This window comes from Pseudomonas sp. MF08817 (genome assembly GCF_059862705.1).
On record NZ_JCBCUY010000025.1, the window covers coordinates 10,915 to 35,836 of the forward strand.

The 24,922-nt window shown below is 55.0% G+C and carries 35 protein-coding genes; all 35 read left to right on the top strand.

Translation table 11 applies throughout. The features are described 5' to 3' along the window. Window positions 1-13: 13 nt before the first annotated feature. Window positions 14-4,213 (top strand): DNA-directed RNA polymerase subunit beta', encoded by a 4,200-nt coding sequence (rpoC, locus tag AC19YR_RS16305; protein ID WP_095109690.1) that lies wholly within the window; start codon window positions 14-16, stop codon window positions 4,211-4,213. A gap of 216 nt (window positions 4,214-4,429) precedes the next feature. Then, window positions 4,430-4,801 carry a 30S ribosomal protein S12 gene (gene rpsL, locus AC19YR_RS16310; protein ID WP_002555494.1) on the top strand — a complete coding sequence of 124 codons (372 nt, stop codon included), beginning with the start codon at window positions 4,430-4,432 and terminating at the stop codon, window positions 4,799-4,801. 119 nt (window positions 4,802-4,920) lie between these two features. After that, complete coding sequence (gene rpsG / locus AC19YR_RS16315; RefSeq protein ID WP_002555493.1) at window positions 4,921-5,391, top strand: 30S ribosomal protein S7; 471 nt, start codon at window positions 4,921-4,923, stop codon at window positions 5,389-5,391. A 30-nt stretch (window positions 5,392-5,421) separates the two neighbouring features. Next, complete coding sequence (gene fusA, locus AC19YR_RS16320; protein WP_095109689.1) at window positions 5,422-7,527, top strand: elongation factor G; 2,106 nt, start codon at window positions 5,422-5,424, stop codon at window positions 7,525-7,527. 30 nt (window positions 7,528-7,557) lie between these two features. After that, complete coding sequence (gene tuf / locus AC19YR_RS16325; protein ID WP_095109688.1) at window positions 7,558-8,751, top strand: elongation factor Tu; 1,194 nt, start codon at window positions 7,558-7,560, stop codon at window positions 8,749-8,751. Between the two features lie 159 nt (window positions 8,752-8,910). After that, window positions 8,911-9,222: a 30S ribosomal protein S10 gene (gene rpsJ, locus AC19YR_RS16330; RefSeq protein ID WP_003186070.1), complete on the top strand. Its 312-nt coding sequence runs from the start codon at window positions 8,911-8,913 to the stop codon at window positions 9,220-9,222. 80 nt (window positions 9,223-9,302) lie between these two features. Beyond that, window positions 9,303-9,938: a 50S ribosomal protein L3 gene (gene rplC, locus AC19YR_RS16335; RefSeq protein WP_003186059.1), complete on the top strand. Its 636-nt coding sequence runs from the start codon at window positions 9,303-9,305 to the stop codon at window positions 9,936-9,938. 12 nt (window positions 9,939-9,950) lie between these two features. Continuing rightward, window positions 9,951-10,553, top strand: coding sequence for a 50S ribosomal protein L4 (gene rplD, locus AC19YR_RS16340; RefSeq protein WP_003210082.1), 603 nt, complete (start codon window positions 9,951-9,953; stop codon window positions 10,551-10,553). Continuing rightward, complete coding sequence (gene rplW, locus AC19YR_RS16345) at window positions 10,550-10,849, top strand: 50S ribosomal protein L23 (protein ID WP_002555488.1); 300 nt, start codon at window positions 10,550-10,552, stop codon at window positions 10,847-10,849. The genes rplD and rplW overlap by 4 nt, the downstream gene beginning before the upstream one ends. Before the next feature lie 14 nt (window positions 10,850-10,863). Continuing rightward, window positions 10,864-11,688 (top strand): 50S ribosomal protein L2, encoded by an 825-nt coding sequence (gene rplB, locus AC19YR_RS16350; RefSeq protein ID WP_003176423.1) that lies wholly within the window; start codon window positions 10,864-10,866, stop codon window positions 11,686-11,688. A gap of 16 nt (window positions 11,689-11,704) precedes the next feature. Continuing rightward, window positions 11,705-11,980, top strand: a complete 276-nt coding sequence (rpsS, locus tag AC19YR_RS16355) for a 30S ribosomal protein S19 (protein WP_002555486.1) — start codon at window positions 11,705-11,707, stop codon at window positions 11,978-11,980. 11 nt (window positions 11,981-11,991) lie between these two features. Further along, entirely contained in the window at window positions 11,992-12,324 is a 333-nt protein-coding gene (gene rplV, locus AC19YR_RS16360; protein ID WP_003210077.1) for a 50S ribosomal protein L22, read from the top strand. A 13-nt stretch (window positions 12,325-12,337) separates the two neighbouring features. After that, complete coding sequence (gene rpsC, locus AC19YR_RS16365; protein WP_003176422.1) at window positions 12,338-13,024, top strand: 30S ribosomal protein S3; 687 nt, start codon at window positions 12,338-12,340, stop codon at window positions 13,022-13,024. A gap of 12 nt (window positions 13,025-13,036) precedes the next feature. Continuing rightward, the gene (rplP, locus tag AC19YR_RS16370; RefSeq protein ID WP_003232424.1) at window positions 13,037-13,450 is read left to right on the top strand and encodes a 50S ribosomal protein L16; all 414 of its coding nucleotides are present in this window, start codon (window positions 13,037-13,039) and stop codon (window positions 13,448-13,450) included. Continuing rightward, window positions 13,450-13,641 (top strand): 50S ribosomal protein L29, encoded by a 192-nt coding sequence (gene rpmC, locus AC19YR_RS16375; protein ID WP_002555481.1) that lies wholly within the window; start codon window positions 13,450-13,452, stop codon window positions 13,639-13,641. Before rplP ends, rpmC begins: the two co-directional genes overlap by 1 nt. A gap of 2 nt (window positions 13,642-13,643) precedes the next feature. After that, window positions 13,644-13,910, top strand: a complete 267-nt coding sequence (gene rpsQ / locus AC19YR_RS16380) for a 30S ribosomal protein S17 (RefSeq protein WP_003176419.1) — start codon at window positions 13,644-13,646, stop codon at window positions 13,908-13,910. Window positions 13,911-13,933: 23 nt separating this feature from the next. Then, window positions 13,934-14,302, top strand: a complete 369-nt coding sequence (rplN, locus tag AC19YR_RS16385; RefSeq protein ID WP_002555479.1) for a 50S ribosomal protein L14 — start codon at window positions 13,934-13,936, stop codon at window positions 14,300-14,302. A gap of 11 nt (window positions 14,303-14,313) precedes the next feature. Next, window positions 14,314-14,628 (top strand): 50S ribosomal protein L24, encoded by a 315-nt coding sequence (gene rplX, locus AC19YR_RS16390; protein ID WP_042561341.1) that lies wholly within the window; start codon window positions 14,314-14,316, stop codon window positions 14,626-14,628. 20 nt (window positions 14,629-14,648) lie between these two features. Continuing rightward, window positions 14,649-15,188 carry a 50S ribosomal protein L5 gene (gene rplE / locus AC19YR_RS16395; protein WP_003210069.1) on the top strand — a complete coding sequence of 180 codons (540 nt, stop codon included), beginning with the start codon at window positions 14,649-14,651 and terminating at the stop codon, window positions 15,186-15,188. A 13-nt stretch (window positions 15,189-15,201) separates the two neighbouring features. Further along, entirely contained in the window at window positions 15,202-15,507 is a 306-nt protein-coding gene (gene rpsN / locus AC19YR_RS16400) for a 30S ribosomal protein S14 (protein WP_095109687.1), read from the top strand. Between the two features lie 209 nt (window positions 15,508-15,716). After that, window positions 15,717-16,109: a 30S ribosomal protein S8 gene (rpsH, locus tag AC19YR_RS16405; RefSeq protein WP_017848802.1), complete on the top strand. Its 393-nt coding sequence runs from the start codon at window positions 15,717-15,719 to the stop codon at window positions 16,107-16,109. A gap of 12 nt (window positions 16,110-16,121) precedes the next feature. Continuing rightward, the gene (gene rplF, locus AC19YR_RS16410; RefSeq protein WP_007896774.1) at window positions 16,122-16,655 is read left to right on the top strand and encodes a 50S ribosomal protein L6; all 534 of its coding nucleotides are present in this window, start codon (window positions 16,122-16,124) and stop codon (window positions 16,653-16,655) included. A gap of 10 nt (window positions 16,656-16,665) precedes the next feature. Then, window positions 16,666-17,016 (top strand): 50S ribosomal protein L18, encoded by a 351-nt coding sequence (rplR, locus tag AC19YR_RS16415; protein ID WP_003186037.1) that lies wholly within the window; start codon window positions 16,666-16,668, stop codon window positions 17,014-17,016. A gap of 3 nt (window positions 17,017-17,019) precedes the next feature. Beyond that, complete coding sequence (gene rpsE / locus AC19YR_RS16420; RefSeq protein WP_003176409.1) at window positions 17,020-17,520, top strand: 30S ribosomal protein S5; 501 nt, start codon at window positions 17,020-17,022, stop codon at window positions 17,518-17,520. 2 nt (window positions 17,521-17,522) lie between these two features. Next, window positions 17,523-17,699 carry a 50S ribosomal protein L30 gene (gene rpmD / locus AC19YR_RS16425; protein ID WP_003186033.1) on the top strand — a complete coding sequence of 59 codons (177 nt, stop codon included), beginning with the start codon at window positions 17,523-17,525 and terminating at the stop codon, window positions 17,697-17,699. Between the two features lie 3 nt (window positions 17,700-17,702). Beyond that, on the top strand, window positions 17,703-18,137 hold the full coding sequence (gene rplO, locus AC19YR_RS16430; RefSeq protein WP_047277881.1) for a 50S ribosomal protein L15: 435 nt from the start codon (window positions 17,703-17,705) through the stop codon (window positions 18,135-18,137). Further along, window positions 18,138-19,466: a preprotein translocase subunit SecY gene (secY, locus tag AC19YR_RS16435; RefSeq protein ID WP_095109686.1), complete on the top strand. Its 1,329-nt coding sequence runs from the start codon at window positions 18,138-18,140 to the stop codon at window positions 19,464-19,466. A gap of 30 nt (window positions 19,467-19,496) precedes the next feature. Then, window positions 19,497-19,613, top strand: a complete 117-nt coding sequence (gene rpmJ, locus AC19YR_RS16440) for a 50S ribosomal protein L36 (protein WP_002555468.1) — start codon at window positions 19,497-19,499, stop codon at window positions 19,611-19,613. A gap of 129 nt (window positions 19,614-19,742) precedes the next feature. After that, complete coding sequence (rpsM, locus tag AC19YR_RS16445; RefSeq protein ID WP_003194635.1) at window positions 19,743-20,099, top strand: 30S ribosomal protein S13; 357 nt, start codon at window positions 19,743-19,745, stop codon at window positions 20,097-20,099. Between the two features lie 30 nt (window positions 20,100-20,129). Continuing rightward, complete coding sequence (gene rpsK / locus AC19YR_RS16450; protein WP_007924177.1) at window positions 20,130-20,519, top strand: 30S ribosomal protein S11; 390 nt, start codon at window positions 20,130-20,132, stop codon at window positions 20,517-20,519. Window positions 20,520-20,537: 18 nt separating this feature from the next. Further along, window positions 20,538-21,158: a 30S ribosomal protein S4 gene (gene rpsD / locus AC19YR_RS16455; RefSeq protein ID WP_003210056.1), complete on the top strand. Its 621-nt coding sequence runs from the start codon at window positions 20,538-20,540 to the stop codon at window positions 21,156-21,158. A gap of 22 nt (window positions 21,159-21,180) precedes the next feature. Then, a complete protein-coding gene (locus AC19YR_RS16460; protein WP_003176403.1) occupies window positions 21,181-22,182 on the top strand; it encodes a DNA-directed RNA polymerase subunit alpha in 1,002 nt (333 codons plus the stop codon). Window positions 22,183-22,223: 41 nt separating this feature from the next. Further along, a complete protein-coding gene (rplQ, locus tag AC19YR_RS16465; RefSeq protein WP_095109685.1) occupies window positions 22,224-22,610 on the top strand; it encodes a 50S ribosomal protein L17 in 387 nt (128 codons plus the stop codon). 225 nt (window positions 22,611-22,835) lie between these two features. Further along, the gene (locus AC19YR_RS16470) at window positions 22,836-24,284 is read left to right on the top strand and encodes a catalase (RefSeq protein ID WP_095109684.1); all 1,449 of its coding nucleotides are present in this window, start codon (window positions 22,836-22,838) and stop codon (window positions 24,282-24,284) included. Between the two features lie 155 nt (window positions 24,285-24,439). Continuing rightward, entirely contained in the window at window positions 24,440-24,904 is a 465-nt protein-coding gene (bfr, locus tag AC19YR_RS16475; protein WP_095109683.1) for a bacterioferritin, read from the top strand. Window positions 24,905-24,922 lie beyond the last annotated feature (18 nt).

Sequence of the window (24,922 nt, forward strand, 5' to 3'; positions counted from 1 at the left end):
AGGAGGAAAGGCCTTGAAAGACCTACTGAATTTGCTGAAAAACCAGGGTCAAGTCGAAGAGTTCGACGCCATCCGTATTGGGTTGGCATCGCCTGAGATGATCCGTTCGTGGTCGTTCGGTGAAGTTAAAAAGCCGGAAACCATCAACTACCGTACGTTCAAACCTGAGCGTGACGGCCTGTTCTGCGCCAAGATCTTTGGCCCGGTAAAGGATTACGAGTGCCTGTGCGGTAAGTACAAGCGCTTGAAGCACCGTGGTGTGATCTGCGAGAAGTGCGGCGTTGAAGTTGCGCTGGCAAAAGTTCGCCGTGAGCGCATGGCGCACATCGAACTGGCTTCGCCGGTTGCCCACATCTGGTTCCTGAAGTCACTGCCGTCGCGTATCGGCTTGCTGATGGACATGACCCTGCGTGATATCGAACGCGTTCTCTACTTCGAGAGCTACGTCGTTATCGATCCAGGCATGACCACCCTTGAAAAAGGTCAGCTGCTCAACGATGAGCAGTACTTCGAAGCGCTGGAAGAGTTTGGCGACGATTTCGATGCCCGCATGGGTGCCGAGGCTGTGCGCGAACTGCTGCACGCTATCGACCTGGAACACGAGATTGGTCGTCTGCGTGAAGAAATTCCGCAAACCAACTCCGAAACCAAAATCAAGAAACTGTCCAAGCGTCTGAAGTTGATGGAAGCCTTTCAGGGTTCCGGCAACCTGCCAGAGTGGATGGTGCTGACCGTTCTGCCGGTTCTGCCGCCAGACCTGCGTCCGCTGGTACCGTTGGATGGCGGCCGCTTCGCGACTTCCGACCTCAACGACCTGTACCGCCGCGTTATCAACCGTAACAACCGCTTGAAGCGTCTGCTCGACCTGTCCGCTCCGGACATCATCGTGCGCAACGAAAAGCGTATGTTGCAGGAAGCGGTTGACGCCTTGCTCGACAACGGCCGTCGTGGCCGTGCGATCACCGGTTCGAACAAGCGTCCTCTGAAATCCCTGGCTGACATGATTAAGGGTAAGCAGGGTCGTTTCCGTCAGAACTTGCTCGGTAAGCGTGTTGACTACTCCGGTCGTTCGGTAATTACCGTGGGCCCGACCTTGCGTCTGCACCAGTGCGGTCTGCCGAAGAAGATGGCTCTGGAACTGTTCAAGCCGTTCATTTTCGGCAAGCTTGAAATGCGTGGCCTCGCGACCACCATCAAAGCGGCCAAGAAAATGGTCGAGCGCGAGCTGCCAGAGGTTTGGGACGTTCTCGCTGAAGTGATCCGCGAACACCCGGTTCTCCTCAACCGTGCACCGACCCTTCACCGTCTGGGTATCCAGGCGTTTGAACCGGTACTGATCGAAGGTAAGGCTATCCAGCTGCACCCTCTGGTCTGTGCTGCGTACAACGCCGACTTCGACGGCGACCAAATGGCCGTGCACGTACCGCTGACACTGGAAGCCCAGTTGGAAGCGCGTGCGTTGATGATGTCGACCAACAACATTCTGTCGCCAGCCAACGGTGAGCCAATCATCGTTCCGTCGCAGGACGTTGTATTGGGTCTGTACTACATGACCCGTGAAGCGATCAACGCCAAGGGCGAAGGTCGTGTGTTCGCTGACCTGCAAGAAGTTGACCGTGTATTCCGTGCCGGCGAAGCCGCACTGCATGCCAAGGTCAAAGTGCGGATCCACGAAACCGTCAACGACCGTGATGGCGGCAGCGTGAGCAACGTTCGTATTGTCGACACGACTGTCGGCCGTGCACTGTTGTATCAAGTTGTGCCAAAAGGTCTGTCGTACGACGTCGTCAACCTGCCGATGAAGAAAAAGGCGATCTCCAAGCTGATTAACCAGTGCTACCGCGTGGTTGGTTTGAAAGAGACCGTGATCTTCGCTGACCAGTTGATGTACACCGGTTTTGCTTATTCGACCATTTCCGGCGTTTCCATCGGTGTTAACGACTTCGTTATCCCGGATGAAAAAGCCCGCATCATCAGTGCTGCCACTGATGAAGTGAAAGAGATCGAGAGCCAGTATGCCTCTGGCCTGGTAACCCAGGGCGAGAAGTACAACAAGGTGATCGACCTTTGGTCCAAGGCCAACGACGAAGTCTCCAAGGCAATGATGGCCAACCTCTCGAAAGAGAAAGTCATCGACCGCCATGGCGTTGAAGTCGATCAAGAATCGTTCAACTCGATGTACATGATGGCCGACTCGGGTGCGCGGGGTTCTGCTGCGCAGATCCGTCAGCTCGCCGGTATGCGTGGCCTGATGGCCAAGCCGGACGGCTCCATCATCGAAACGCCGATTACCGCGAACTTCCGTGAAGGTTTGAGCGTACTCCAGTACTTCATCTCCACTCACGGTGCTCGTAAAGGTCTGGCGGATACCGCGTTGAAAACCGCTAACTCCGGTTACCTGACTCGTCGTCTGGTAGACGTTGCACAAGACTTGGTCGTGACCGAGATCGACTGCGGCACCGAGCACGGCCTGCTGATGACTCCGCACATTGAAGGCGGTGATGTAGTTGAGCCTTTGGGTGAGCGCGTACTGGGTCGAGTCATCGCCCGCGACGTATTCAAGCCAGGTACCGAGGACGTTATCGTTCCTGCCGGCACCCTGGTGGACGAGAAGTGGGTCGAGTTCATCGAACTCAACAGCATCGATGAAGTGATCGTTCGCTCGCCGATCAGCTGCGAAACCCGCTACGGCATTTGCGCCAAGTGCTACGGCCGTGATCTGGCCCGTGGTCACCAGGTGAACATCGGTGAAGCGGTCGGCGTAATCGCTGCCCAGTCCATCGGTGAGCCGGGTACCCAGCTGACCATGCGTACGTTCCACATCGGTGGTGCGGCAAGCCGGACCTCCGCAGCCGACAGCGTTCAGGTGAAGAATGGCGGTACCGTCCGTCTGCATAACCTCAAGCACGTTGAGCGAGTGGATGGTCACCTGGTGGCTGTATCCCGTTCCGGTGAGCTGGCCATCGCTGATGACTTCGGTCGTGAGCGTGAGCGCTACAAGCTGCCATACGGCGCCGTGATTTCGGTTAAAGAAGGTGACAAGGTCGACGCTGGCGCAATCGTGGCCAAGTGGGATCCGCACACTCACCCAATCGTTACCGAAATGAAAGGTACCGTGACCTACGTGGGCATGGAAGAAGGCATCACGATCAAGCGTCAGACTGACGAATTGACCGGTATGACCAACATTGAAGTACTTGACGCGAAAGATCGTCCAGCTGCTGGCAAGGACATCCGTCCAGCCGTGAAGATGGTCGACGACAACGGCAAGGATCTGTTGCTGCCAGGCACTGACGTAATCGCTCAGTACTTCCTGCCAGCCAACGCCCTCGTCGGTGTGGCGGACGGTGCGCGGATCGCGATCGGTGATGTAATCGCTCGTATCCCGCAAGAGACCTCGAAGACCCGTGACATCACCGGTGGTCTGCCGCGTGTTGCCGACCTGTTTGAAGCTCGTCGTCCGAAAGAAGCCTCGATTCTGGCTGAAGTCAGCGGCACCATCGCGTTCGGTAAAGAGACTAAGGGCAAGCGCCGTCTGGTCATTACCCCGAACGATGGTACCGACCCGTACGAGGAGCTGATTCCGAAGTGGCGTCACCTGAACGTCTTCGAAGGCGAACAAGTGAACCGCGGCGAAGTTATCTCCGACGGTCCGAGCGACCCGCACGACATCCTGCGTCTGCTGGGTGTGAGTGCATTGGCCAAGTACATCGTCAACGAGATCCAGGACGTTTATCGCCTGCAAGGCGTGAAGATCAACGACAAGCACATCGAGACCATCCTGCGTCAGATGCTGCGTAAAGTTGAGATCGCTGAATCCGGCGATTCCAGTTTCATCAAGGGCGACCAGATGGAACTGACTCATGTACTGGTAGAGAACGAGCGTTTGAGCGCAGAAGACAAATTTGTCTCCAAGTTCACTCGCGTACTGCTGGGTATCACCAAGGCGTCGTTGTCCACCGAATCGTTCATCTCGGCGGCTTCCTTCCAGGAAACCACTCGCGTACTGACCGAAGCGGCGGTAACTGGCAAGCGTGACTACCTGCGCGGCCTGAAAGAAAACGTGGTTGTGGGTCGTTTGATCCCGGCCGGTACCGGCCTGGCCTATCACAGCGAGCGCAAGCGCCGCCGTGATGCTGACAAGCCGCTGCGCGTGAGCGCCAGTGAAGTGGAAGCTGCACTGACCGAAGCGCTGAACTCTAGCGGTAACTGAGTTCTGCGATAAATAAGGCCGGGCCCTGGCAACTCCGTTCGTCGGATCGAGACATTCATGTCCCGGCACGAAGGGTGGAGAGGTCGGGGCCTTGCCTTGACTGGGGGCAAGATCCTCTTTAGACTCTTGTACCCCTAAATTTGGCGGGAACTCGTTCCTGCCATTTTGCTTTTCTTGCAAGACAATAGCGTCGCAAGACAACAGTGGAGCTAGTAGATGGCAACTATCAACCAGCTGGTACGTCAGCCGCGTAAGCGTATCGTCGAGAAATCCGACGTACCTGCGCTGCAGAACTGCCCGCAACGTCGTGGCGTATGCACCCGTGTGTATACCACCACGCCGAAAAAACCTAACTCGGCACTGCGTAAAGTATGCCGTGTGCGTCTGACCAACGGTTTCGAGGTTTCCTCGTACATCGGCGGTGAAGGCCACAACCTGCAAGAACACAGCGTGGTACTGATCCGTGGCGGTCGTGTAAAAGACTTGCCGGGTGTTCGTTATCACACCGTACGCGGCTCTCTGGATACTTCCGGCGTTAAAGGTCGTAACCAGGGCCGTTCGAAGTACGGTACCAAGAAGCCTAAGTAGTAGCGGCTTTTTGTAAAAACTGAACCATCTTATTTTCTGAGTCGATAAGAGTAAGGTCGGAGGCGTCCCGAAAGGGCACCGATTCCGAGCGAACCTGAAGACCGTTTGAGGGCTTATCCATGCCAAGAAGACGCGTAGCAGCCAAGCGCGAAGTGCTTGACGATCCAAAATACGGAAGCCAAATCCTGGCCAAGTTCATGAACCACGTAATGGAAAGCGGCAAGAAAGCCGTTGCCGAGCGTATCGTTTATGGCGCGCTGGAAAAGGTTAAAGAACGCAAGAACAGCGACCCCCTGGAAATCTTCGAGAAAGCTCTCGACGCCATCGCTCCGCTGGTCGAAGTGAAGTCGCGCCGTGTAGGCGGTGCTACTTACCAGGTTCCGGTCGAAGTTCGCCCGTCCCGTCGTAACGCTCTGGCAATGCGCTGGTTGGTAGACTTCGCCCGTAAGCGCGGCGAGAAGTCTATGGCTCTGCGTTTGGCTGGCGAACTGTTGGACGCTGCTGAAGGTAAAGGTGCTGCAGTTAAGAAGCGTGAAGACGTGCACCGTATGGCTGAGGCTAACAAAGCTTTCTCGCACTACCGCTTCTAATTTCAGCGCTACTCATTTTGCGAGGGCTTTATGGCTCGTACTACACCGATTAACCGCTACCGTAACATCGGTATCGTTGCTCACGTGGATGCTGGTAAAACCACCACCACCGAGCGCGTCCTTTTTTACACTGGCAAAAGTCACAAGATGGGCGAGGTGCATGACGGCGCCGCGACCACCGACTGGATGGTTCAGGAGCAGGAGCGTGGTATTACCATTACTTCTGCTGCCATTACCGCCTTCTGGAAGGGTTCTGCTAAGCAGTACAAAGACGAACATCGCTTTAACGTTATTGATACCCCGGGTCACGTAGACTTCACCATTGAAGTTGAACGTTCCCTGCGCGTGCTCGACGGCGCTGTCGTCGTGTTCTGCGGTACTTCGGGTGTTGAGCCTCAGTCGGAAACCGTATGGCGCCAAGCCAACAAATACGGCGTTCCACGTCTTGTTTACGTCAACAAGATGGACCGTGCGGGTGCGAACTTCCTGCGCGTGATCGGTCAGATCAAGCAGCGTCTGGGTCACACTCCGGTGCCAATTCAGTTGGCTATCGGTTCCGAAGATAACTTCCAGGGTCAGATCGATCTGGTCACCATGGAAGCTGTTTATTGGAATGATGCCGACAAGGGCATGACTCCTCGTCGCGAAGCTATTCCTGCTGAGTTGCAGGAGCTGGCTGACGAGTGGCGCAACAACATGGTCGAGGCTGCAGCCGAAGCCAACGAAGAGCTCATGAACAAGTACCTCGAAGGTGAAGAGCTCACCAACGAGGAAATCAAGGCCGCTCTGCGTCAGCGTACTATTGCGGGTGAGATCGTTCTGGCTGTTTGCGGTTCCTCCTTCAAGAACAAGGGTGTTCCCCTGGTTCTCGACGCTGTTATCGACTACTTGCCGGCTCCTACCGACATTCCTGCCATCAAGGGTACTGACCCGGATGATGAGGAAAAGGAAATGGAGCGTCATGCAGACGATAGCGAGCCTTTCTCGGCTCTGGCGTTCAAGATCGCTACCGACCCATTCGTGGGTACCTTGACCTTCGTCCGTGTTTACTCGGGCGTGTTGAACTCCGGCGACGGCGTAATCAACTCGGTCAAAGGCAAGAAAGAGCGCGTGGGTCGTATGGTGCAAATGCACGCAAACGCCCGTGAAGAAATCAAGGAAGTGCGCGCTGGCGACATCGCGGCCTTGATCGGTATGAAGGACGTCACTACTGGCGAGACTTTGTGCAACGCTGACAAGCCAATCATCCTGGTTCGCATGGACTTCCCGGAGCCGGTTATTTCGGTTGCCGTTGAGCCTAAGACCAAGGATGACCAGGAAAAAATGGGCATCGCACTGGGCAAGCTTGCTCAGGAAGATCCATCTTTCCGTGTGAAAACTGATGAAGAGACTGGTCAGACGATCATCTCTGGCATGGGCGAGTTGCACCTGGACATCCTGGTTGACCGGATGCGCCGTGAGTTCAACGTTGAAGCCAACATCGGTAAGCCTCAGGTTTCCTATCGTGAGCGCATCACGAAGAACTGTGAAATCGAAGGCAAGTTCGTTCGTCAGTCCGGCGGTCGTGGTCAGTTTGGCCATTGCTGGATCCGTTTTGCTCCTGCTGACGAAGGTCAGGAAGGTCTGCAATTCGTGAACGAAGTAGTGGGTGGTGTGGTTCCTAAGGAATACATCCCGGCTATCCAGAAGGGTATCGAAGAGCAGATGAAGAACGGTGTTGTTGCCGGCTATCCGCTGATCGGCCTGAAGGCGACCGTTTTTGATGGTTCTTACCACGACGTCGACTCGAACGAGATGGCGTTTAAGGTAGCTGCTTCCATGGCGACCAAACAGCTGGCCCAGAAGGGTGGTGGTGAGCTGCTTGAGCCGATCATGGCGGTGGAAGTTGTTACGCCTGAAGACTATATGGGTGACGTAATGGGCGACCTTAACCGTCGTCGCGGCATGATCCTGGGTATGGAAGATACGGTTTCCGGTAAGGTTATCCGTGCTGAAGTTCCGTTGGGCGAGATGTTCGGTTACGCGACCGACGTTCGTTCGATGTCTCAGGGTCGCGCAAGCTACTCTATGGAATTCAAAAAATACAATACGGCTCCGTCGCACATCGTCGAAACCGTTACCAAAAAACAAGGCTGATTCAGTCCTTTAGGCAAGGAGTTAATTGTCGTGGCTAAAGAAAAATTTGATCGTTCCCTACCGCACGTCAACGTTGGCACTATCGGTCACGTTGACCACGGTAAAACTACGCTGACTGCTGCTCTGACTCGTGTTTGCTCCGAGATTTTCGGTTCGGCTGTTGTTGATTTCGACAAAATCGACAGTGCGCCAGAAGAAAAAGCTCGTGGTATCACGATCAACACTGCTCACGTTGAATACAACTCGCTGATCCGTCACTACGCTCACGTTGACTGCCCAGGTCACGCCGACTATGTGAAGAACATGATCACCGGTGCTGCCCAAATGGACGGCGCGATCCTGGTTTGCTCGGCCGCTGATGGTCCGATGCCACAAACCCGTGAGCACATCCTGCTGTCCCGCCAGGTTGGCGTTCCGTACATCGTGGTTTACCTGAACAAGGCTGACCTGGTAGACGACGCTGAGCTGCTGGAACTGGTTGAGATGGAAGTGCGCGATCTGCTGAGCACTTACGACTTCCCAGGCGACGACACTCCGATCATCATCGGTTCTGCTCGTATGGCGCTGGAAGGCAAAGACGACAACGAAATGGGCACCACTTCCGTACGGAAACTGGTTGAGACTCTGGATAGCTACATCCCAGATCCTGTCCGTGTTATCGACAAGCCGTTCCTGATGCCAATCGAAGACGTATTCTCGATCTCCGGTCGCGGTACTGTTGTAACTGGTCGTATCGAGCGCGGTATCGTCAAGGTTCAAGATCCACTGGAAATCGTTGGTCTGCGTGACACTACCGTCACCACCTGCACCGGTGTTGAGATGTTCCGTAAGCTGCTCGACGAAGGTCGTGCTGGCGAGAACTGCGGCGTTCTCCTGCGTGGTACCAAGCGTGACGACGTTGAGCGTGGCCAGGTTCTGGTCAAGCCAGGTTCGGTTAAGCCGCACACCAAGTTCGAAGCAGAAGTTTACGTTCTGAGCAAGGAAGAAGGCGGTCGTCACACTCCGTTCTTCAAAGGCTACCGTCCACAGTTCTACTTCCGTACTACTGACGTGACTGGTAACTGCGAGCTGCCAGAAGGCGTTGAAATGGTAATGCCGGGCGACAACATCAAAATGGTTGTCACCCTGATCAAAACCATCGCAATGGAAGACGGTCTGCGTTTCGCAATCCGCGAAGGCGGCCGTACCGTTGGTGCTGGCGTTGTAGCTAAAATCATCGAGTAATCTCTCTTCTGAGATTGCGCCGATGTTTTGAGAGAGGCCCCCGCTTAGCGGGGGCCTTTTTTATTGGGTTGACACCTATCTGGGCCGTCTATAGAATTGCGCCTCCTTTTAACGGGCGTATTGCGCTCGCTGGGAATAGCAGCCGGAGTCTGAAATCCAATGCAAAATCAGCAAATCCGTATCAGGTTGAAGGCTTTCGACCATCGCCTGATCGACCAATCCACCCAGGAAATCGTGGAAACCGCGAAACGTACTGGTGCTCAAGTGCGTGGTCCAATTCCACTGCCTACCCGTAAAGAGCGGTTCACCGTTCTGGTCTCCCCGCACGTCAACAAAGACGCGCGTGACCAGTACGAGATCCGTACTCATAAGCGCGTTCTGGATATCGTCCAGCCAACGGATAAAACCGTTGATGCACTTATGAAGCTTGATCTTGCGGCCGGTGTGGAAGTGCAGATCAGCCTCGGCTAAGACTCGGTCTTAGTCGTGTAACGCTCTGAAATGGGCGGCCATAGCGGGTGAAAGCCCCGTACACTCATGAGGTTTACAACATGACTATTGGTGTAGTCGGTCGTAAATGCGGTATGACCCGTATTTTCACCGAAGAAGGTGTCTCCATTCCGGTCACGGTCATTGAGATCGAGCCGAATCGCGTCACCCAGTTCAAAACTGAAGAAACCGATGGCTATCGTGCAGTGCAAGTCACTGTCGGCGAGCGTCGTGCTTCGCGTGTGACTGCTGCTCAAGCAGGTCACTTCGCTAAAGCAAACGTTGCAGCTGGTCGTACCGTAATGGAATTCCGCCTTGAAGAAGGCGAGTACCAAGCAGGCGATCTGATCAACGCTGAAATCTTCGCTGCTGGTCAACTGGTTGATGTAACCGGTCAGTCCAAAGGTAAAGGCTTCCAGGGTACGATCAAGCGTTGGAATTTCCGTGGTCAAGACAACACTCACGGCAACTCCGTTTCCCACCGCGTCCCGGGCTCTATTGGCCAGTGCCAGACTCCTGGTCGTGTATTCAAGGGCAAAAAAATGTCCGGTCATATGGGCGCTGAGCGCGTGACCGTGCAGTCCCTCGAAGTAGTGCGCGTCGACGCTGAACGCAATCTGTTGTTGGTCAAGGGTGCTGTTCCTGGCGCTACTGGCGGCAACCTGGTTGTACGTCCAGCGGCCAAGGCTCGCGGTTAAGGGGAAGCTGACATGCAATTAAATGTAAATGACGCTCAAGCGATCGAAGTTTCCGAACTGACATTTGGCGGCGAATTCAACGAGACGCTGGTTCACCAAGCAGTCGTGGCCTACATGGCCGGCGGCCGTCAAGGTAGCAAGCAGCAAAAGACCCGTTCCGACGTTCGTGGTGGCGGTAAGCGCCCTTGGCGTCAGAAAGGTACTGGCCGTGCTCGTGCCGGTACTATCCGTAGCCCTATCTGGCGCGGCGGCGGTACTACTTTCGCAGCTCGTCCGCAGGATCACACTCAGAAGCTCAACAAGAAGATGTACCGCGCAGCTCTGCGCTCCATCCTTGCTGAACTCGTGCGTACTGATCGTCTGGTCGTGGTTCAGGACTTCGCTGTTGAAGCGCCGAAAACCAAAGATCTGCTGAACAAGCTCAATGGCATGGGTCTGACTGATGTCCTGATCGTGTCCGAAGCTGTAGATCAGAACCTGTACCTGGCTGCTCGCAACCTGCCACATGTTGATGTACGTGACGTGCAAGGTTCCGATCCAGTTAGTCTGATCGCATACGACAAGGTATTGATTACCGTGTCGGCCGTGAAGAAATTCGAGGAGCTGCTGGGATGAACCAGGAACGCGTATTTAAAGTTCTGCTTGGCCCGCACGTTTCCGAGAAGGCTACGGTTCTGGCAGACAAGAAAGGCCAGTTCGTTTTCAAGGTTGCTACTGATGCAACCAAGCTGGAAATCAAGAAGGCCGTCGAAAGCCTGTTCAGCGTGAAAGTAGAGCGTGTTACTACCCTGAATGTTCTGGGTAAGAGCAAGCGCACTGCTCGCGGTCTGGGCAAGCGTAATGACTGGAAGAAGGCAGTTATCTCCCTTCAGCCAGGCCAAGATCTCGATTTCAGCAGCAGTGCTGAGTAAGGAAGGGGTGCATCATGGCAATCGTTAAATGCAAACCGACTTCCCCTGGCCGCCGTTTTGTGGTCAAGGTGGTCAACCAGGAGCTGCATAAAGGCGCTCCTCACGCACCGCTGCTCGAGAAGAAATCGAAGACTGGTGGTCGTAACAACAATGGTCGTATTACCACTCGTCACATTGGTGGTGGCCATAAGCAGCATTATCGTCTGGTCGATTTCCGTCGTAACGACAAAGATGGCATCTCTGCCACTGTCGAGCGTATCGAATACGATCCAAACCGTACTGCTCACATCGCTCTGCTGCTGTACGCAGATGGCGAGCGTCGCTACATCATCGCGCCTAAAGGCGTGAGCGCTGGCGACCAGCTGATCGCAGGTGCCCTGGCACCGATCAAGCCGGGCAACGCTCTGCAACTGCGTAACATTCCAGTTGGTAGCACCGTACACGGCATCGAATTGAAGCCAGGCAAGGGCGCGCAAATCGCTCGTTCCGCTGGTGCTTCGGCTCAGTTGATCGCTCGCGAAGGTGTCTACGTGACCCTGCGTCTGCGTTCCGGTGAGATGCGTAAAGTATTGGCTGAATGCCGTGCGACTCTGGGCGAGGTCTCGAACTCCGAGCACAGCCTGCGTTCGCTGGGTAAAGCTGGTGCCAAACGCTGGCGTGGCGTTCGCCCAACCGTTCGTGGTGTTGCCATGAACCCGGTTGACCACCCACATGGTGGTGGTGAAGGTCGTACCTCTGGTGGTCGTCATCCGGTATCGCCATGGGGCTTCCCGACTAAGGGCGCGAAGACTCGTGGTAATAAGCGTACCGACAAAATGATCGTCCGTCGTCGCAAGTAAATAGAGGGATACGACAGTGCCACGTTCTCTGAAAAAAGGTCCTTTTATTGATCTTCACCTACTGAAGAAGATCGAAGTGGCGGCGGAAAAGAACGATCGCAAACCAGTTAAGACCTGGTCGCGTCGTTCGATGATCCTGCCACAAATGGTCGGTCTGACCATCGCAGTACACAACGGTCGTCAGCACGTCCCAGTTCTCGTTAACGAAGACATGGTCGGCCACAAACTAGGCGAGTTTGCCGGTACCCGCACATATCGTGGGCACGTGGCAGACAAGAAAGCCAAGCGTTAAGGGGTAAGGAAATGGAAGTAGCCGCTAAGTTGTCGGGCGCTCGAATCTCCGCCCAGAAAGCCCGCTTGGTCGCCGACCAGATCCGCGGGAAGAAGGTGGGCGAAGCGCTCAACCTGTTGGCTTTCAGCAGTAAGAAAGCCGCCGAGATCATCAAGAAAGTGCTGGAGTCGGCCGTAGCCAACGCCGAGCATAACGAAGGCGCAGACGTTGATGACCTTAAGGTCTCCACCGTTTTCGTCAACGAAGGGCGTTCGCTGAAGCGAATCATGCCACGTGCCAAAGGCCGTGCTGATCGCATCGTCAAGCGGTCTTGCCATATCACTGTCAAGGTTGCTGACAAGTAACGGAGTCGAAGAGATGGGTCAGAAAGTACATCCCATTGGCATTCGCCTGGGAATCGTCAAGGAGCACACCTCCGTCTGGTACGCAGACGGTCGGACTTATGCGGACTATTTGTTCGCTGATCTGAAGGTGCGTGAGTATCTCCAAGACAAACTAAAAAGCGCGTCCGTAAGCCGTATCGATATCCATCGTCCGGCGCAAACTGCACGTATCACCATCCACACTGCTCGTCCAGGTATCGTTATCGGGAAGAAAGGTGAAGATGTTGAGAAACTGCGTCAGGACCTGACCAAGCAAATGGGTGTGCCTGTGCACATCAATATCGAAGAGATCCGTAAGCCGGAGCTCGACGGTATGCTGGTTGCGCAGAGCGTAGCTCAGCAGCTGGAGCGTCGCGTAATGTTCCGTCGCGCTATGAAACGCGCCGTACAGAACGCCATGCGCATTGGTGCCAAAGGCATCAAAATCCAAGTGAGCGGTCGTCTCGGCGGTGCTGAAATCGCACGTACTGAATGGTATCGCGAAGGTCGTGTGCCACTGCACACCCTGCGTGCCGACATCGACTATGCCAACTACGAAGCTCACACCACTTACGGTGTGATCGGTGTAAAGGTTTGGATCTTCAAAGGCGAAGTAATTGGTGGTCGCCAAGAAGAACTGAAACCACAAGCACCTGCGCCTCGTAAAAAAGCTGCTAAGTAAGGGGTACGCCAAATGTTGCAACCAAAGCGTACGAAGTTCCGCAAGCAGATGACAGGCCACAACCGTGGTCTGGCTCAGCGCGGTAGCAAAGTCAGCTTCGGCGAGTTCGCGCTGAAGTCTGTAGCTCGTGGTCGTCTCACCGCTCGTCAGATCGAGTCAGCGCGTCGTGCTCTGACCCGTCACGTAAAACGTGGCGGCAAGATCTGGATCCGTGTATTCCCGGACAAGCCTATTTCCAAGAAGCCACTCGAAGTTCGGATGGGTAAAGGTAAGGGTAACGTGGAGTACTGGGTTGCCCAGATTCAGCCAGGCAAAGTCCTGTATGAAATCGAGGGTGTAACTGAAGAGCTGGCGCGTGAGGCTTTTGCCCTGGCTGCTGCAAAGCTGCCGCTCGCCACCGCCTTTGTTAAACGGACGGTGATGTGATGAAAGCGAATGAACTTCGTGAAAAATCCGCACAGCAGCTGAACGAGCAACTGCTCGGCCTGCTGCGCGACCAGTTCAATCTGCGTATGCAGAAAGCAACTGGCCAGTTGGGGCAGTCTCATCTGCTCTCGCAAGTTAAGCGTGACATCGCTCGCGTGAAGACTGTGCTCAACCAGCAGGCAGGTAAGTAATCATGGCTGAAGCCGAAAAAACTGTCCGTACGCTGACTGGCCGTGTTGTCAGCGACAAGATGGACAAAACCATCACCGTTCTGATCGAGCGTCGCGTTAAGCACCCGATCTACGGTAAATATGTTAAGCGTTCGACTAAGCTGCACGCGCACGACGAAACCAACCAGTGCCACATCGGCGACAAAGTCACTATTCGTGAAACTCGTCCGTTGGCCAAGACCAAGTCTTGGGCACTGGTTGATGTTCTCGAACGCGCTGTGGAAGTCTAAGGACTAGGGGTCGGAGAAATTATATGATTCAGACTCAATCCATGCTCGATGTGGCCGATAACAGCGGCGCTCGCCGTGTTATGTGCATCAAGGTGCTGGGTGGCTCCCATCGTCGTTACGCTGGTATCGGTGACATCATCAAAGTTACCGTGAAGGAAGCAATTCCTCGCGGTAAAGTGAAAAAAGGCCAAGTGATGACTGCCGTAGTAGTCCGCACTCGTCACGGCGTTCGCCGTGCAGATGGCTCCATTATCCGCTTTGATGGCAACGCTGCTGTTCTTCTGAACAACAAGCAAGAGCCAATCGGCACCCGTATCTTTGGGCCAGTGACCCGTGAGCTTCGTACTGAGAAGTTCATGAAGATCGTCTCGCTCGCCCCAGAAGTGCTGTAAGGAGATCCGACATGCAAAAGATTCGTCGTGACGACGAGATCATCGTGATCGCCGGCAAAGACAAAGGTAAGCGCGGTAAGGTGCTGAAGGTTCTTGCTGACAACCGTCTGGTTGTTGGTGGTCTGAACCTGGTCAAGCGTCATACCAAGCCTAACCCGATGTCGGGCGTACAAGGCGGTATCGTCGAGAAAGAAGCGCCATTGCACGCTTCTAACGTCGCCATCTTCAACGGCGAAACCAACAAAGCTGATCGCGTTGGTTTCAAAGTAGAAGAAGGTAAGAAAATTCGTGTCTTCAAGTCGACCCAAAAAGCGGTTGATGCTTGAACACTGCTAGGTAGAAGACCATGGCACGACTAAAAGAGATTTACCGGAAGGAAATCGCACCGAAACTTAAGGAAGAACTTAAGCTTTCGAACGTGATGGAAGTTCCGCGCGTTACAAAAATCACCCTGAACATGGGTCTGGGCGAAGCGATCGGTGACAAGAAAGTCATCGAACACGCTGTTGCTGACCTGGAAAAGATCACCGGCCAGAAAGTCGTTGTGACCTACGCTCGCAAATCCATCGCAGGCTTTAAAGTCCGCGAAGGTTGGCCGATCGGCGTCAAAGTGACCCTGCGTCGTGAGCGTATGTACGAATTCCTGGATCGTCTGCTGTCGATCTCCCTGCCTCGGGTTCGCGACTTCCGCGGCCTGAATGCCAAGTCCTTCGATGGTCGTGGTAACTACAGCATGGGCGTAAAAGAGCAGATCATTTTCCCGGAAATCGACTACGACAAGATCGATGCTCTCCGCGGTCTGGACATCACCCTGACCACCACTGCCAAGAACGATGATGAAGGCCGCGCTCTGCTGCGTGCATTCAAATTCCCGTTCCGCAACTGATTGGAGTAGGACCATGGCCAAGACGAGCATGAAAAACCGCGAGCTGAAGCGTCAGCTCACGGTTGCCAAGTACGCCAAAAAGCGTGCAGCACTGAAAGCAATCATCGTTGATCTGAACGCAAGTCCAGAAGCGCGTTGGGAAGCTACAGTTGCTCTGCAGAAGCAGCCACGTGACGCAAGCGCTTCGCGCATGCGTAACCGCTGCCGCCTGACTGGTCGTCCACACGGCGTTTACCGCAAGTTCGGCCTCGGCCGTAACAAACTGCGTGAAGCGGCAATGCGTGGTGACGTGCCGGGTCTGGTTAAAGCCAGCTGGTAAGTACGTTCAGCGTCAAGGTGGTTGGTCTCGCAAGATACTGACCGCCGGTGACCTTGAATCAGGAACAAGCCCCTTTTGGGGCTTGTTTCATTTCCGCAGTGTGTCTAGAATACCCGGCTCGCCTGAGCCCGTGTTTTTCTATGCTCGGAGATTCTCGGCGACATATGTAGCCGCAAGGCTAATTTTTTTGTATTAGGAGCGTCTAGCCCATGAGTATGCAGGACCCGTTAGCGGACATGCTAACTCGTATCCGTAATGCCCAGATGGCTGAAAAGTCCGTCGTAAGCATGCCATCTTCCACGTTGAAGGTAGCTGTTGCCAAAGTCCTGAAAGACGAAGGCTACATTGCGGGTTATCAGATCAGCAGCGAAATCAAGCCACTGCTGTCCATCGAGCTGAAGTACTTCGAGGGCCGTCCGGTCATCGAGGAAGTGAAGCGCGTTAGCCGTCCAGGCCTGCGTCAGTACAAGTCCGTTGAAGATCTGCCGAAAGTTCGTGGCGGTCTTGGCGTGTCTATCGTCTCCACCAACAAAGGTGTGATGACGGATCGTGCTGCGCGCGCTGCCGGTGTCGGCGGCGAAGTTCTTTGCACTGTGTTCTAAGGGGGGATAAGCATGTCTCGCGTCGCTAAGAACCCCGTTAAGCTGCCAGCCGGTGTCGAAGTCAAATTCGCAGGCCAACAGCTTTCGGTGAAGGGTGCCAAGGGTACTCTTGAACTGAACATCCATTCGTCCGTTGAGATTGTTGAAGAAGCTGGTGAGCTGCGTTTCGCTGCTCGCAATGGCGATCAACAAACCCGTGCAATGGCCGGTACCACTCGTGCGTTGGTAAACAACATGGTCCAAGGCGTAAGCCAAGGCTTCGAGCGTAAGCTCCAGCTGGTCGGTGTTGGTTACAAAGCGCAAGCAAAAGGCACGGTGCTGAACCTGGCCCTTGGCTTCTCGCACCCAGTGGATTACGAACTGCCGGAAGGCATCACCGCTGAGACTCCTAGCCAGACCGATATCCTGATCCGGGGCATCGATAAACAGCTAGTGGGTCAAGTGGCCGCTGAGATCCGCGACTTCCGTCCACCAGAGCCTTACAAAGGCAAAGGTGTGCGCTACGCGGACGAAGTCGTCCGTCGTAAAGAAGCCAAGAAGAAGTAGGGCATAGCAAATGACCGACAAAAAAGTTACTCGACTGCGTCGCGCTCGCAAAGCACGCCTGAAAATGCACGAACTCGAAGTCGTGCGTCTCTGCGTGTTCCGCTCGTCGCAGCACATCTACGCCCAGGTCATCTCGGCCGACGGCAACAAAGTCCTGGCAAGCGCCTCGACTTTGGATAAAGAACTGCGTGATGGTGCCACCGGCAACATCGACGCGGCCACTAAGGTTGGCCAGCTGGTCGCTACGCGTGCAAAAGCCGCTGGCGTCTCGCAGGTGGCTTTCGACCGCTCTGGCTTCAAGTACCACGGCCGCGTCAAGGCGCTGGCTGATGCTGCTCGTGAAGCTGGGCTGGAGTTCTAAGTTATGTCAAATAACGACCAAAAGCGCGACGAAGGCTACATTGAGAAGTTGGTTCAAGTTAACCGCGTAGCCAAAACCGTTAAAGGCGGCCGTATCTTCACTTTCACCGCGTTGACCGTGGTAGGTGATGGTAAAGGGCGTGTTGGCTTCGGCCGTGGCAAGTCGCGTGAAGTGCCTGCTGCGATCCAGAAGGCAATGGAAGCTGCTCGTCGCAACATGATCCAAGTGGACCTGAACGGCACCACTCTGCAGTACGCCATGAAATCCGCCCACGGCGCTTCCAAGGTTTACATGCAGCCTGCTTCTGAAGGTACCGGTATCATCGCAGGCGGCGCTATGCGTGCTGTCCTCGAAGTTGCTGGCGTTCAGAACGTTCTGGCCAAGTGCTACGGCTCGACTAACCCGGTAAACGTGGTTCACGCCACTTTCAAGGGTTTGAAGGCCATGCAATCTCCTGAGTCTATCGCCGCCAAGCGTGGCTTGACTGTCAAGGAGATCTTCTGATCATGGCTACCGTAAAAGTAACGCTGATCAAAAGCATGACCGGCCGCATCCCTAACCACAAGCTGTGCGTTAAGGGTCTGGGTCTGCGTCGCATCGGTCACACTGTAGAAGTACTTGATACTCCCGAGAATCGCGGGATGATCAACAAGGCTTACTACATGCTGCGTGTCGAGGGTTAATCGATGAAACTCAATGATCTGAGTCCAGCGCCGGGTTCCCGTCGCGAAAAGCATCGTCCGGGCCGTGGTATCGGTAGTGGTTTGGGCAAGACCGGTGGCCGTGGCCACAAAGGTCAGACCTCCCGCTCCGGTGGCACCATTGCTCCAGGCTTTGAAGGCGGTCAACAGCCGCTGCATCGTCGCCTGCCGAAGTTCGGTTTCGTTTCCCTGAAAGCCATGGATCGCGCAGAAGTGCGTCTGTCCGAGCTGGCCAAAGTGGAAGGCGACATCGTCACCGTGCAGACCCTGAAAGATGCCAACGTGATTAACGTCAACGTACAACGTGTGAAAATCATGCTGTCCGGTGAAGTCACTCGCGCTGTCACCATCAAGGGCATCGCCGCCACCAAAGGTGCGCGTGCGGCTATCGAAGCAGCTGGCGGCAAGTTCGAGGAATAAATGGCTAAGCAAGGTGCTCTCTCTGCGCTCGGCAAAGGCGGTATGTCTGAACTCTGGGCTCGTCTGCGTTTTCTGTTCCTGGCGATTATCGTCTACCGAATAGGCGCACACATCCCGGTTCCAGGTATTAACCCTGACCGACTCGCGGACCTGTTTCGACAGAATGAGGGGACCATTCTTAGCTTGTTCAACATGTTTTCCGGCGGCGCGCTGGAACGGATGAGCATATTTGCGCTGGGGATCATGCCGTACATTTCGGCATCGATCATCATGCAACTTATGACCGCCGTCAGCCCGCAGCTGGAGCAGTTGAAGAAGGAAGGTGAAGCTGGCCGTCGCAAGATCAGCCAGTACACCCGCTACGGCACTGTCATCCTCGCCCTGGTTCAGGCTATCGGCATGTCCGTTGGTCTGGCGGGGCAGGGTGTTGCGTTCACTGGTGACTTTGGCTTCCATTTCGTCGCGGTAACCACGTTTGTGGCTGGTGCGATGTTCATGATGTGGCTGGGTGAGCAGATTACTGAGCGTGGTGTTGGCAACGGTATCTCGATGTTGATTTTCGCGGGTATCGTCGCCGGTCTTCCGAGAGCGATTGGGCAGTCTTTCGAGTCTGCCCGTCAGGGCGATATCAATATCTTTGCCCTGGTTGCCATCGGTTTGTTGGCAGTAGCGATTATCGGTTTTGTGGTGTTCATTGAGCGTGGCCAGCGTCGTATCGCTGTTCATTACGCCAAGCGTCAGCAGGGCCGCAAGGTCTTCGCTGCGCAGACGAGCCACTTGCCGTTGAAAGTGAACATGGCTGGTGTTATTCCGGCTATCTTCGCGAGCAGCATTTTGCTGTTCCCGGCTTCGCTGGGTGCCTGGTTCGGTCAGTCTGAAGGTTTGGGCTGGTTGCAGGACATCTCGCAGTCGATCGCTCCTGGTCAGCCGTTGAATATTCTGCTGTTTAGTGCAGGGATTATTTTCTTCTGCTTCTTCTATACGGCGTTGATGTTCAATCCGAAAGACGTAGCGGAAAACCTGAAGAAGTCCGGTGCCTTTATTCCGGGTATCCGTCCAGGTGAGCAGTCTGCGCGCTACATTGATGGCGTTCTGACTCGCTTGACCATGTTCGGTGCTCTATATATGACGGCCGTATGTCTGTTGCCCCAGTTCCTGGTGGTTGCGGCAAACGTTCCGTTCTACCTTGGCGGGACCTCGTTGCTGATCGTGGTCGTGGTTGTGATGGACTTCATGTCCCAAGTACAATCGCACCTCGTTTCGCACCAGTATGAATCCCTGATGAAGAAAGCCAACCTGAAGGGTTACGGCAGCGGCATGTTGCGCTGAGTAGCACCCATAAGGTTCGAGGAGTTGGTGATGAAAGTTCGTGCATCGGTGAAAAAGCTGTGCCGTAACTGCAAGATTATTCGCCGCGAAGGTGTTGTTCGAGTAATTTGCAGCGCGGAACCGCGTCACAAACAGCGCCAAGGCTGAGTGTGATCCGCTTGAAGCCCGGCAGCTAGTGCGCTGCCGGGTTGATTATTTGTTATTACAGCGATATTATCTCGCGCCCTATTTCTTGGCTTCCGGGGCGTAGGTAGCTGTCAATTGGAGTCCCACTGAATGGCCCGTATTGCAGGCGTTAACATTCCAGATAACAAGCACACTGTTATCTCGCTGACCTACATCTATGGTGTTGGTCGCACCACTGCACAAAAAATTTGTGCAGTTGCTGGGGTCAACCCAGCCGCAAAGATCAAGGATCTGAGCGACGAGCAGATTGAACAGCTGCGTGGCGAAGTGGCGAAGTTCACCACTGAAGGTGACCTGCGCCGCGAAATCAACATGAAAATCAAGCGTTTGATGGACCTCGGTTGCTATCGCGGTCTGCGTCATCGTCGTGGTCTTCCAGTACGCGGTCAGCGTACTAAGACTAACGCGCGTACCCGTAAAGGTCCGCGTAAGCCGATCCGCAAGTAATCGCCCCAGCGAATCGACAGGAAATTAATCATGGCAAAACCTGCTGCTCGTCCTCGTAAAAAAATCAAAAAGACAGTGGTTGATGGCATCGCCCACATCCACGCGTCTTTCAATAACACCATCGTGACCATCACCGACCGTCAGGGTAACGCGCTTTCTTGGGCTACCTCCGGTGGTTCGGGTTTCCGCGGTTCTCGCAAGTCCACCCCGTTCGCTGCTCAAGTAGCTGCTGAGCGTGCTGGTCAAGCTGCGCTGGAATATGGCCTGAAAAACCTTGACGTCAACGTCAAAGGTCCAGGTCCAGGTCGTGAATCCGCAGTCCGCGCTTTGAATGGCTGTGGCTACAAGATCGCCAGCATCACCGACGTGACGCCAATCCCGCACAACGGGTGCCGTCCGCCGAAGAAGCGCCGCGTGTAATCCAGGAGATTGTAAAGAATGGCTCGTTACATTGGTCCAAAATGCAAACTCGCTCGTCGCGAAGGCACCGATCTCTTCCTGAAGAGCGGCGTGCGCGCGATCGAATCGAAGTGCAACATTGAAGCAGCACCTGGTATCCACGGCCAACGCCGCGGTCGCCAGTCCGACTACGGCACACAACTGCGTGAAAAGCAGAAGGTCCGTCGTATCTACGGCGTTCTCGAGCGTCAGTTCAGCGGCTACTACAAAGAAGCTGCTGGCAAGAAAGGTGCAACCGGTGAAAACCTGCTGCAACTGCTCGAATGCCGTCTGGACAACGTTGTATACCGTATGGGCTTTGGTTCGACTCGTGCCGAATCCCGTCAGCTGGTATCGCACAAATCCGTCAGCGTAAACGGCCAAACCGTTAACGTCCCGTCCTACCAGGTTCGTGCTGGTGACGTGGTCGCGATTCGCGAGAAAGCAAAGAACCAACTTCGCATTGTCCAAGCTCTCGATCTGTGTGCCCAACGTGGCCGCGTAGAATGGGTAGAAGTAGACACTGAGAAGAAGTCGGGCGTTTTCAAGAACGTTCCAGCTCGCAGTGATCTGTCCGCCGACATCAACGAAAGCCTGATTGTCGAGCTCTACTCCAAGTAAGGGCTAGAAAATAGGTGCATCCATGCAGATTTCGGTAAATGAGTTCCTGACACCCCGCCATATTGATGTGCAGGTTGTCAGTCCAACCCGCGCCAAGATCACTCTCGAGCCTCTCGAGCGTGGTTTTGGCCACACCCTGGGCAACGCGCTGCGCCGCATCCTGTTGTCCTCAATGCCCGGCTGTGCAGTAGTCGAGGCCGAGATTGACGGTGTGCTCCACGAGTACAGCGCCATCGAAGGTGTACAGGAAGACGTAATTGAAATCCTGTTGAACCTTAAAGGTCTGGCTATCAAGCTGCACGGCCGTGACGAAGTTACGCTGACCTTGTCGAAGAAGGGTTCGGGGGTGGTTACCGCTGCCGATATTCAGCTGGATCATGATGTCGAGATCGTTAATCCCGATCACGTAATCGCTAACCTGGCGTCTAACGGCGCCCTGAACATGAAGCTCACTGTAGCTCGTGGTCGTGGTTATGAACCGGCCGACTCGCGTCAGAGCGATGAAGATGAGAGCCGCAGCATTGGTCGCTTGCAGCTTGACTCTTCGTTCAGCCCGGTACGTCGCATCGCATACGTGGTGGAAAACGCCCGTGTCGAGCAACGTACTAACCTGGACAAGCTGGTTATTGATCTGGAAACCAACGGTACCCTGGATCCTGAAGAGGCTATCCGCCGCGCTGCAACCATCCTGCAACAGCAGTTGGCTGCGTTCGTCGACCTCAAGGGTGACAGCGAACCAGTGGTAATCGAGCAAGAAGACGAGATCGATCCGATCCTGCTTCGCCCGGTTGACGATCTGGAACTGACTGTACGTTCGGCTAACTGCCTTAAGGCGGAAAACATTTACTACATCGGCGACCTGATTCAGCGTACCGAAGTAGAACTGTTGAAGACTCCGAACCTGGGCAAGAAATCCTTGACTGAAATCAAGGACGTTCTGGCCTCCCGCGGTCTGTCCCTCGGCATGCGCCTCGACAACTGGCCGCCTGCAAGTCTTAAGAAGGACGACAAGGCGACTGCCTGATCGTCGTAATCACCGAACGTGAGTTTGGTAAGGAATGAACCATGCGTCATCGTAAAAGTGGTCGTCACCTGAGCCGTACCAGCTCGCACCGCAAGGCCATGTTCCAAAACATGGCGGTGTCGCTGTTCGAGCACGAGCTGATTAAAACTACACTGCCGAAAGCCAAAGAATTGCGCCGCGTTGCCGAGCCGCTGATTACTCTGGCCAAGACAGACAGCCTGGCTAACCGCCGTCTGGCTTTCGACCGTACTCGTTCGAAAGCTATCGTTGGTAAGCTCTTCAACGACCTGGGCAAGCGTTACGCTACCCGTGAGGGTGGTTACCTGCGCATCCTCAAGTGCGGTTTCCGCGCTGGCGACAACGCGCCTATGGCGTATGTCGAGTTGGTTGATCGTTCTACCAGCGGTGAAGCTGTATCCGCTGAGTAAGACGTCAGTCTGAACAAAGAACCGGGCCTAGTGCCCGGTTTTTTGTGTGTGCGTGAAAAGTGTCCGTTGCTGATTGGAATAGGCGCACTACATATGGGGGTTAATAATTAGTTATTTTCTATCACGCGCGAATAATTAATGAATTTGATGGTGTCATCGCCATGGTCGATACTCCTCCCCAGCCGATTAGCCGGCAGTGTCCAGGACTGAAGAGGAAGATTGAGCATGAGCCAGAGCAAAACCCTGACGACCGCCAGTGGCGCTCCCGTCGCTGATAACCAGAATTCCCGTTCCGCCGGCCCGCGCGGCCCATTGTTGCTCGACGACTTTCATCTGATCGAGAAGCTTGCCCACTTCAATCGTGAAAACATCCCGGAGCGCCGCGTGCATGCGAAAGGCTCGGGTGCCTACGGCACGTTCACGGTGACGCGGGATATCACTGCCTACACCAGCGCCAAGCTCTTTGAGTCTGTGGGCAAGCAGACCCCGACCTTCCTGCGTTTCTCCACTGTCGGTGGCGAGCGCGGTTCGGCGGATACCGAGCGCGATCCACGCGGCTTTGCCTTGAAGTTCTACACCGAGGAAGGTAACTGGGACATTGTGGGCAACAACACGCCAGTGTTCTTTATCCGCGACCCCCTGAAGTTCCCGGACTTTATCCACACCCAAAAACGTCTGCCGCAAAGCAACCTGAAAAGTGCGCAGATGATGTGGGATTTTTGGTCGCATTCCCCTGAGGCGCTGCACCAGGTCACCATTCTGTTTTCGGATCGCGGGATCCCGGACGGCTATCGCCACATGCATGGTTTCGGCAGCCACACCTACAGCTTGATTAATGCTCAAGGCGAGCGGCACTGGGTCAAGTGGCACTACAAGACCAAGCAAGGCATCAAGAACCTGGCCCCGGCCGAGGCCGCGCGCCTGGCCGGTACCGACCCGGACTACGCCCAGCGCGACCTGTTCGGTGCCATCGAGCGCGGGGACTTCCCGAAATGGCGTGTGTGCATCCAGATCATGACCGAGGCCCAGGCCGTCGCTCATTACGAAAACCCTTTTGACGTGACCAAGACCTGGTCGCAAAAAGAGTTCCCGCTGATCGAAGTGGGTGAGTTGGAACTCAATCGCAACCCGCTCAATTATTTCGCTGAAGTCGAGCAGGCCGCGTTCGGCCCCAGCAACATGGTGCCGGGTGTTGGCCTGTCGCCGGACCGCATGCTGCAGGGGCGCGTATTCGCTTACGCCGATGCTCACCGCTACCGTGTAGGCACCAATCACCAGCAGTTACCGGTGAACGCGCCACGTAGCCCGGTCAACAGCTATCAGCGTGACGGTTCGATGGCTTTGGGCAGCAATGGTGGAGCGGCACCGAACTATGAGCCCAACAGCTACGCTGATGCGCCCAAGCAGGCCCCGCAATACGCTGAGCCGTCGTTGGCGCTGAGCGGCGCGGCAGATCGCTACGATCATCGCGAAGACACCGATTACTACAGCCATGCCGGTGCGCTTTTCCGGTTGATGAATGACGATCAGAAAGCACTGTTGATCGCCAACATTGCCGGCGCGATGGCTGGCGTTTCGGCGGATGTGGTTCAGCGTCAATTGCAGCATTTCATCAAGGCTGACCCTGCTTATGGAGAAGGAGTCGCAGCGGCGCTAGGCGTATCGCTTAACTGACTCTAAACGAGAAGCAGAACCGCCCTCAATTGGGCGGTTTTTGCGTTATTTCGGCCACGTTTCCCGGAAAATCTTCACTTTTCTGCCGTTTGTCCCGTGACCTGCAAGTCCCGTTGGTTCAAACTAGGGCCTTTCAAGCAGGGAGATGTAGGGCGATGCAAGGTCACCCGGACGTAATCGATTACCTCAACACGTTGCTGACGGGAGAACTGGCAGCTCGTGACCAATATTTCATTCACTCGCGGATGTACGAAGACTGGGGCTTTACCAAGCTCTTCGAACGCATCAACCACGAAATGGAAGAGGAGGCGCAACACGCGGATGCTCTGATGCGCCGCATCCTGATGCTTGAAGGCACGCCCCGCATGCGCCCCGACGACCTGGACACCGGCACCACGGTGCCTGAGATGCTCGCCAGCGATCTGCGTCTGGAGAACAAGGTCCGTGCCGCACTCTGTAAGGGCATCGAGTTGTGCGAGCAGCACAACGACTATGTGAGCCGCGAGATCCTGCGGGTTCAATTGAACGACACCGAGGAAGATCACACTTACTGGCTGGAAAAGCAGTTGGGCCTGATTAAATCCATCGGTTTGCAAAACTACCTGCAATCGCAGTTCTGATGCGGCCGCGGACCAGCC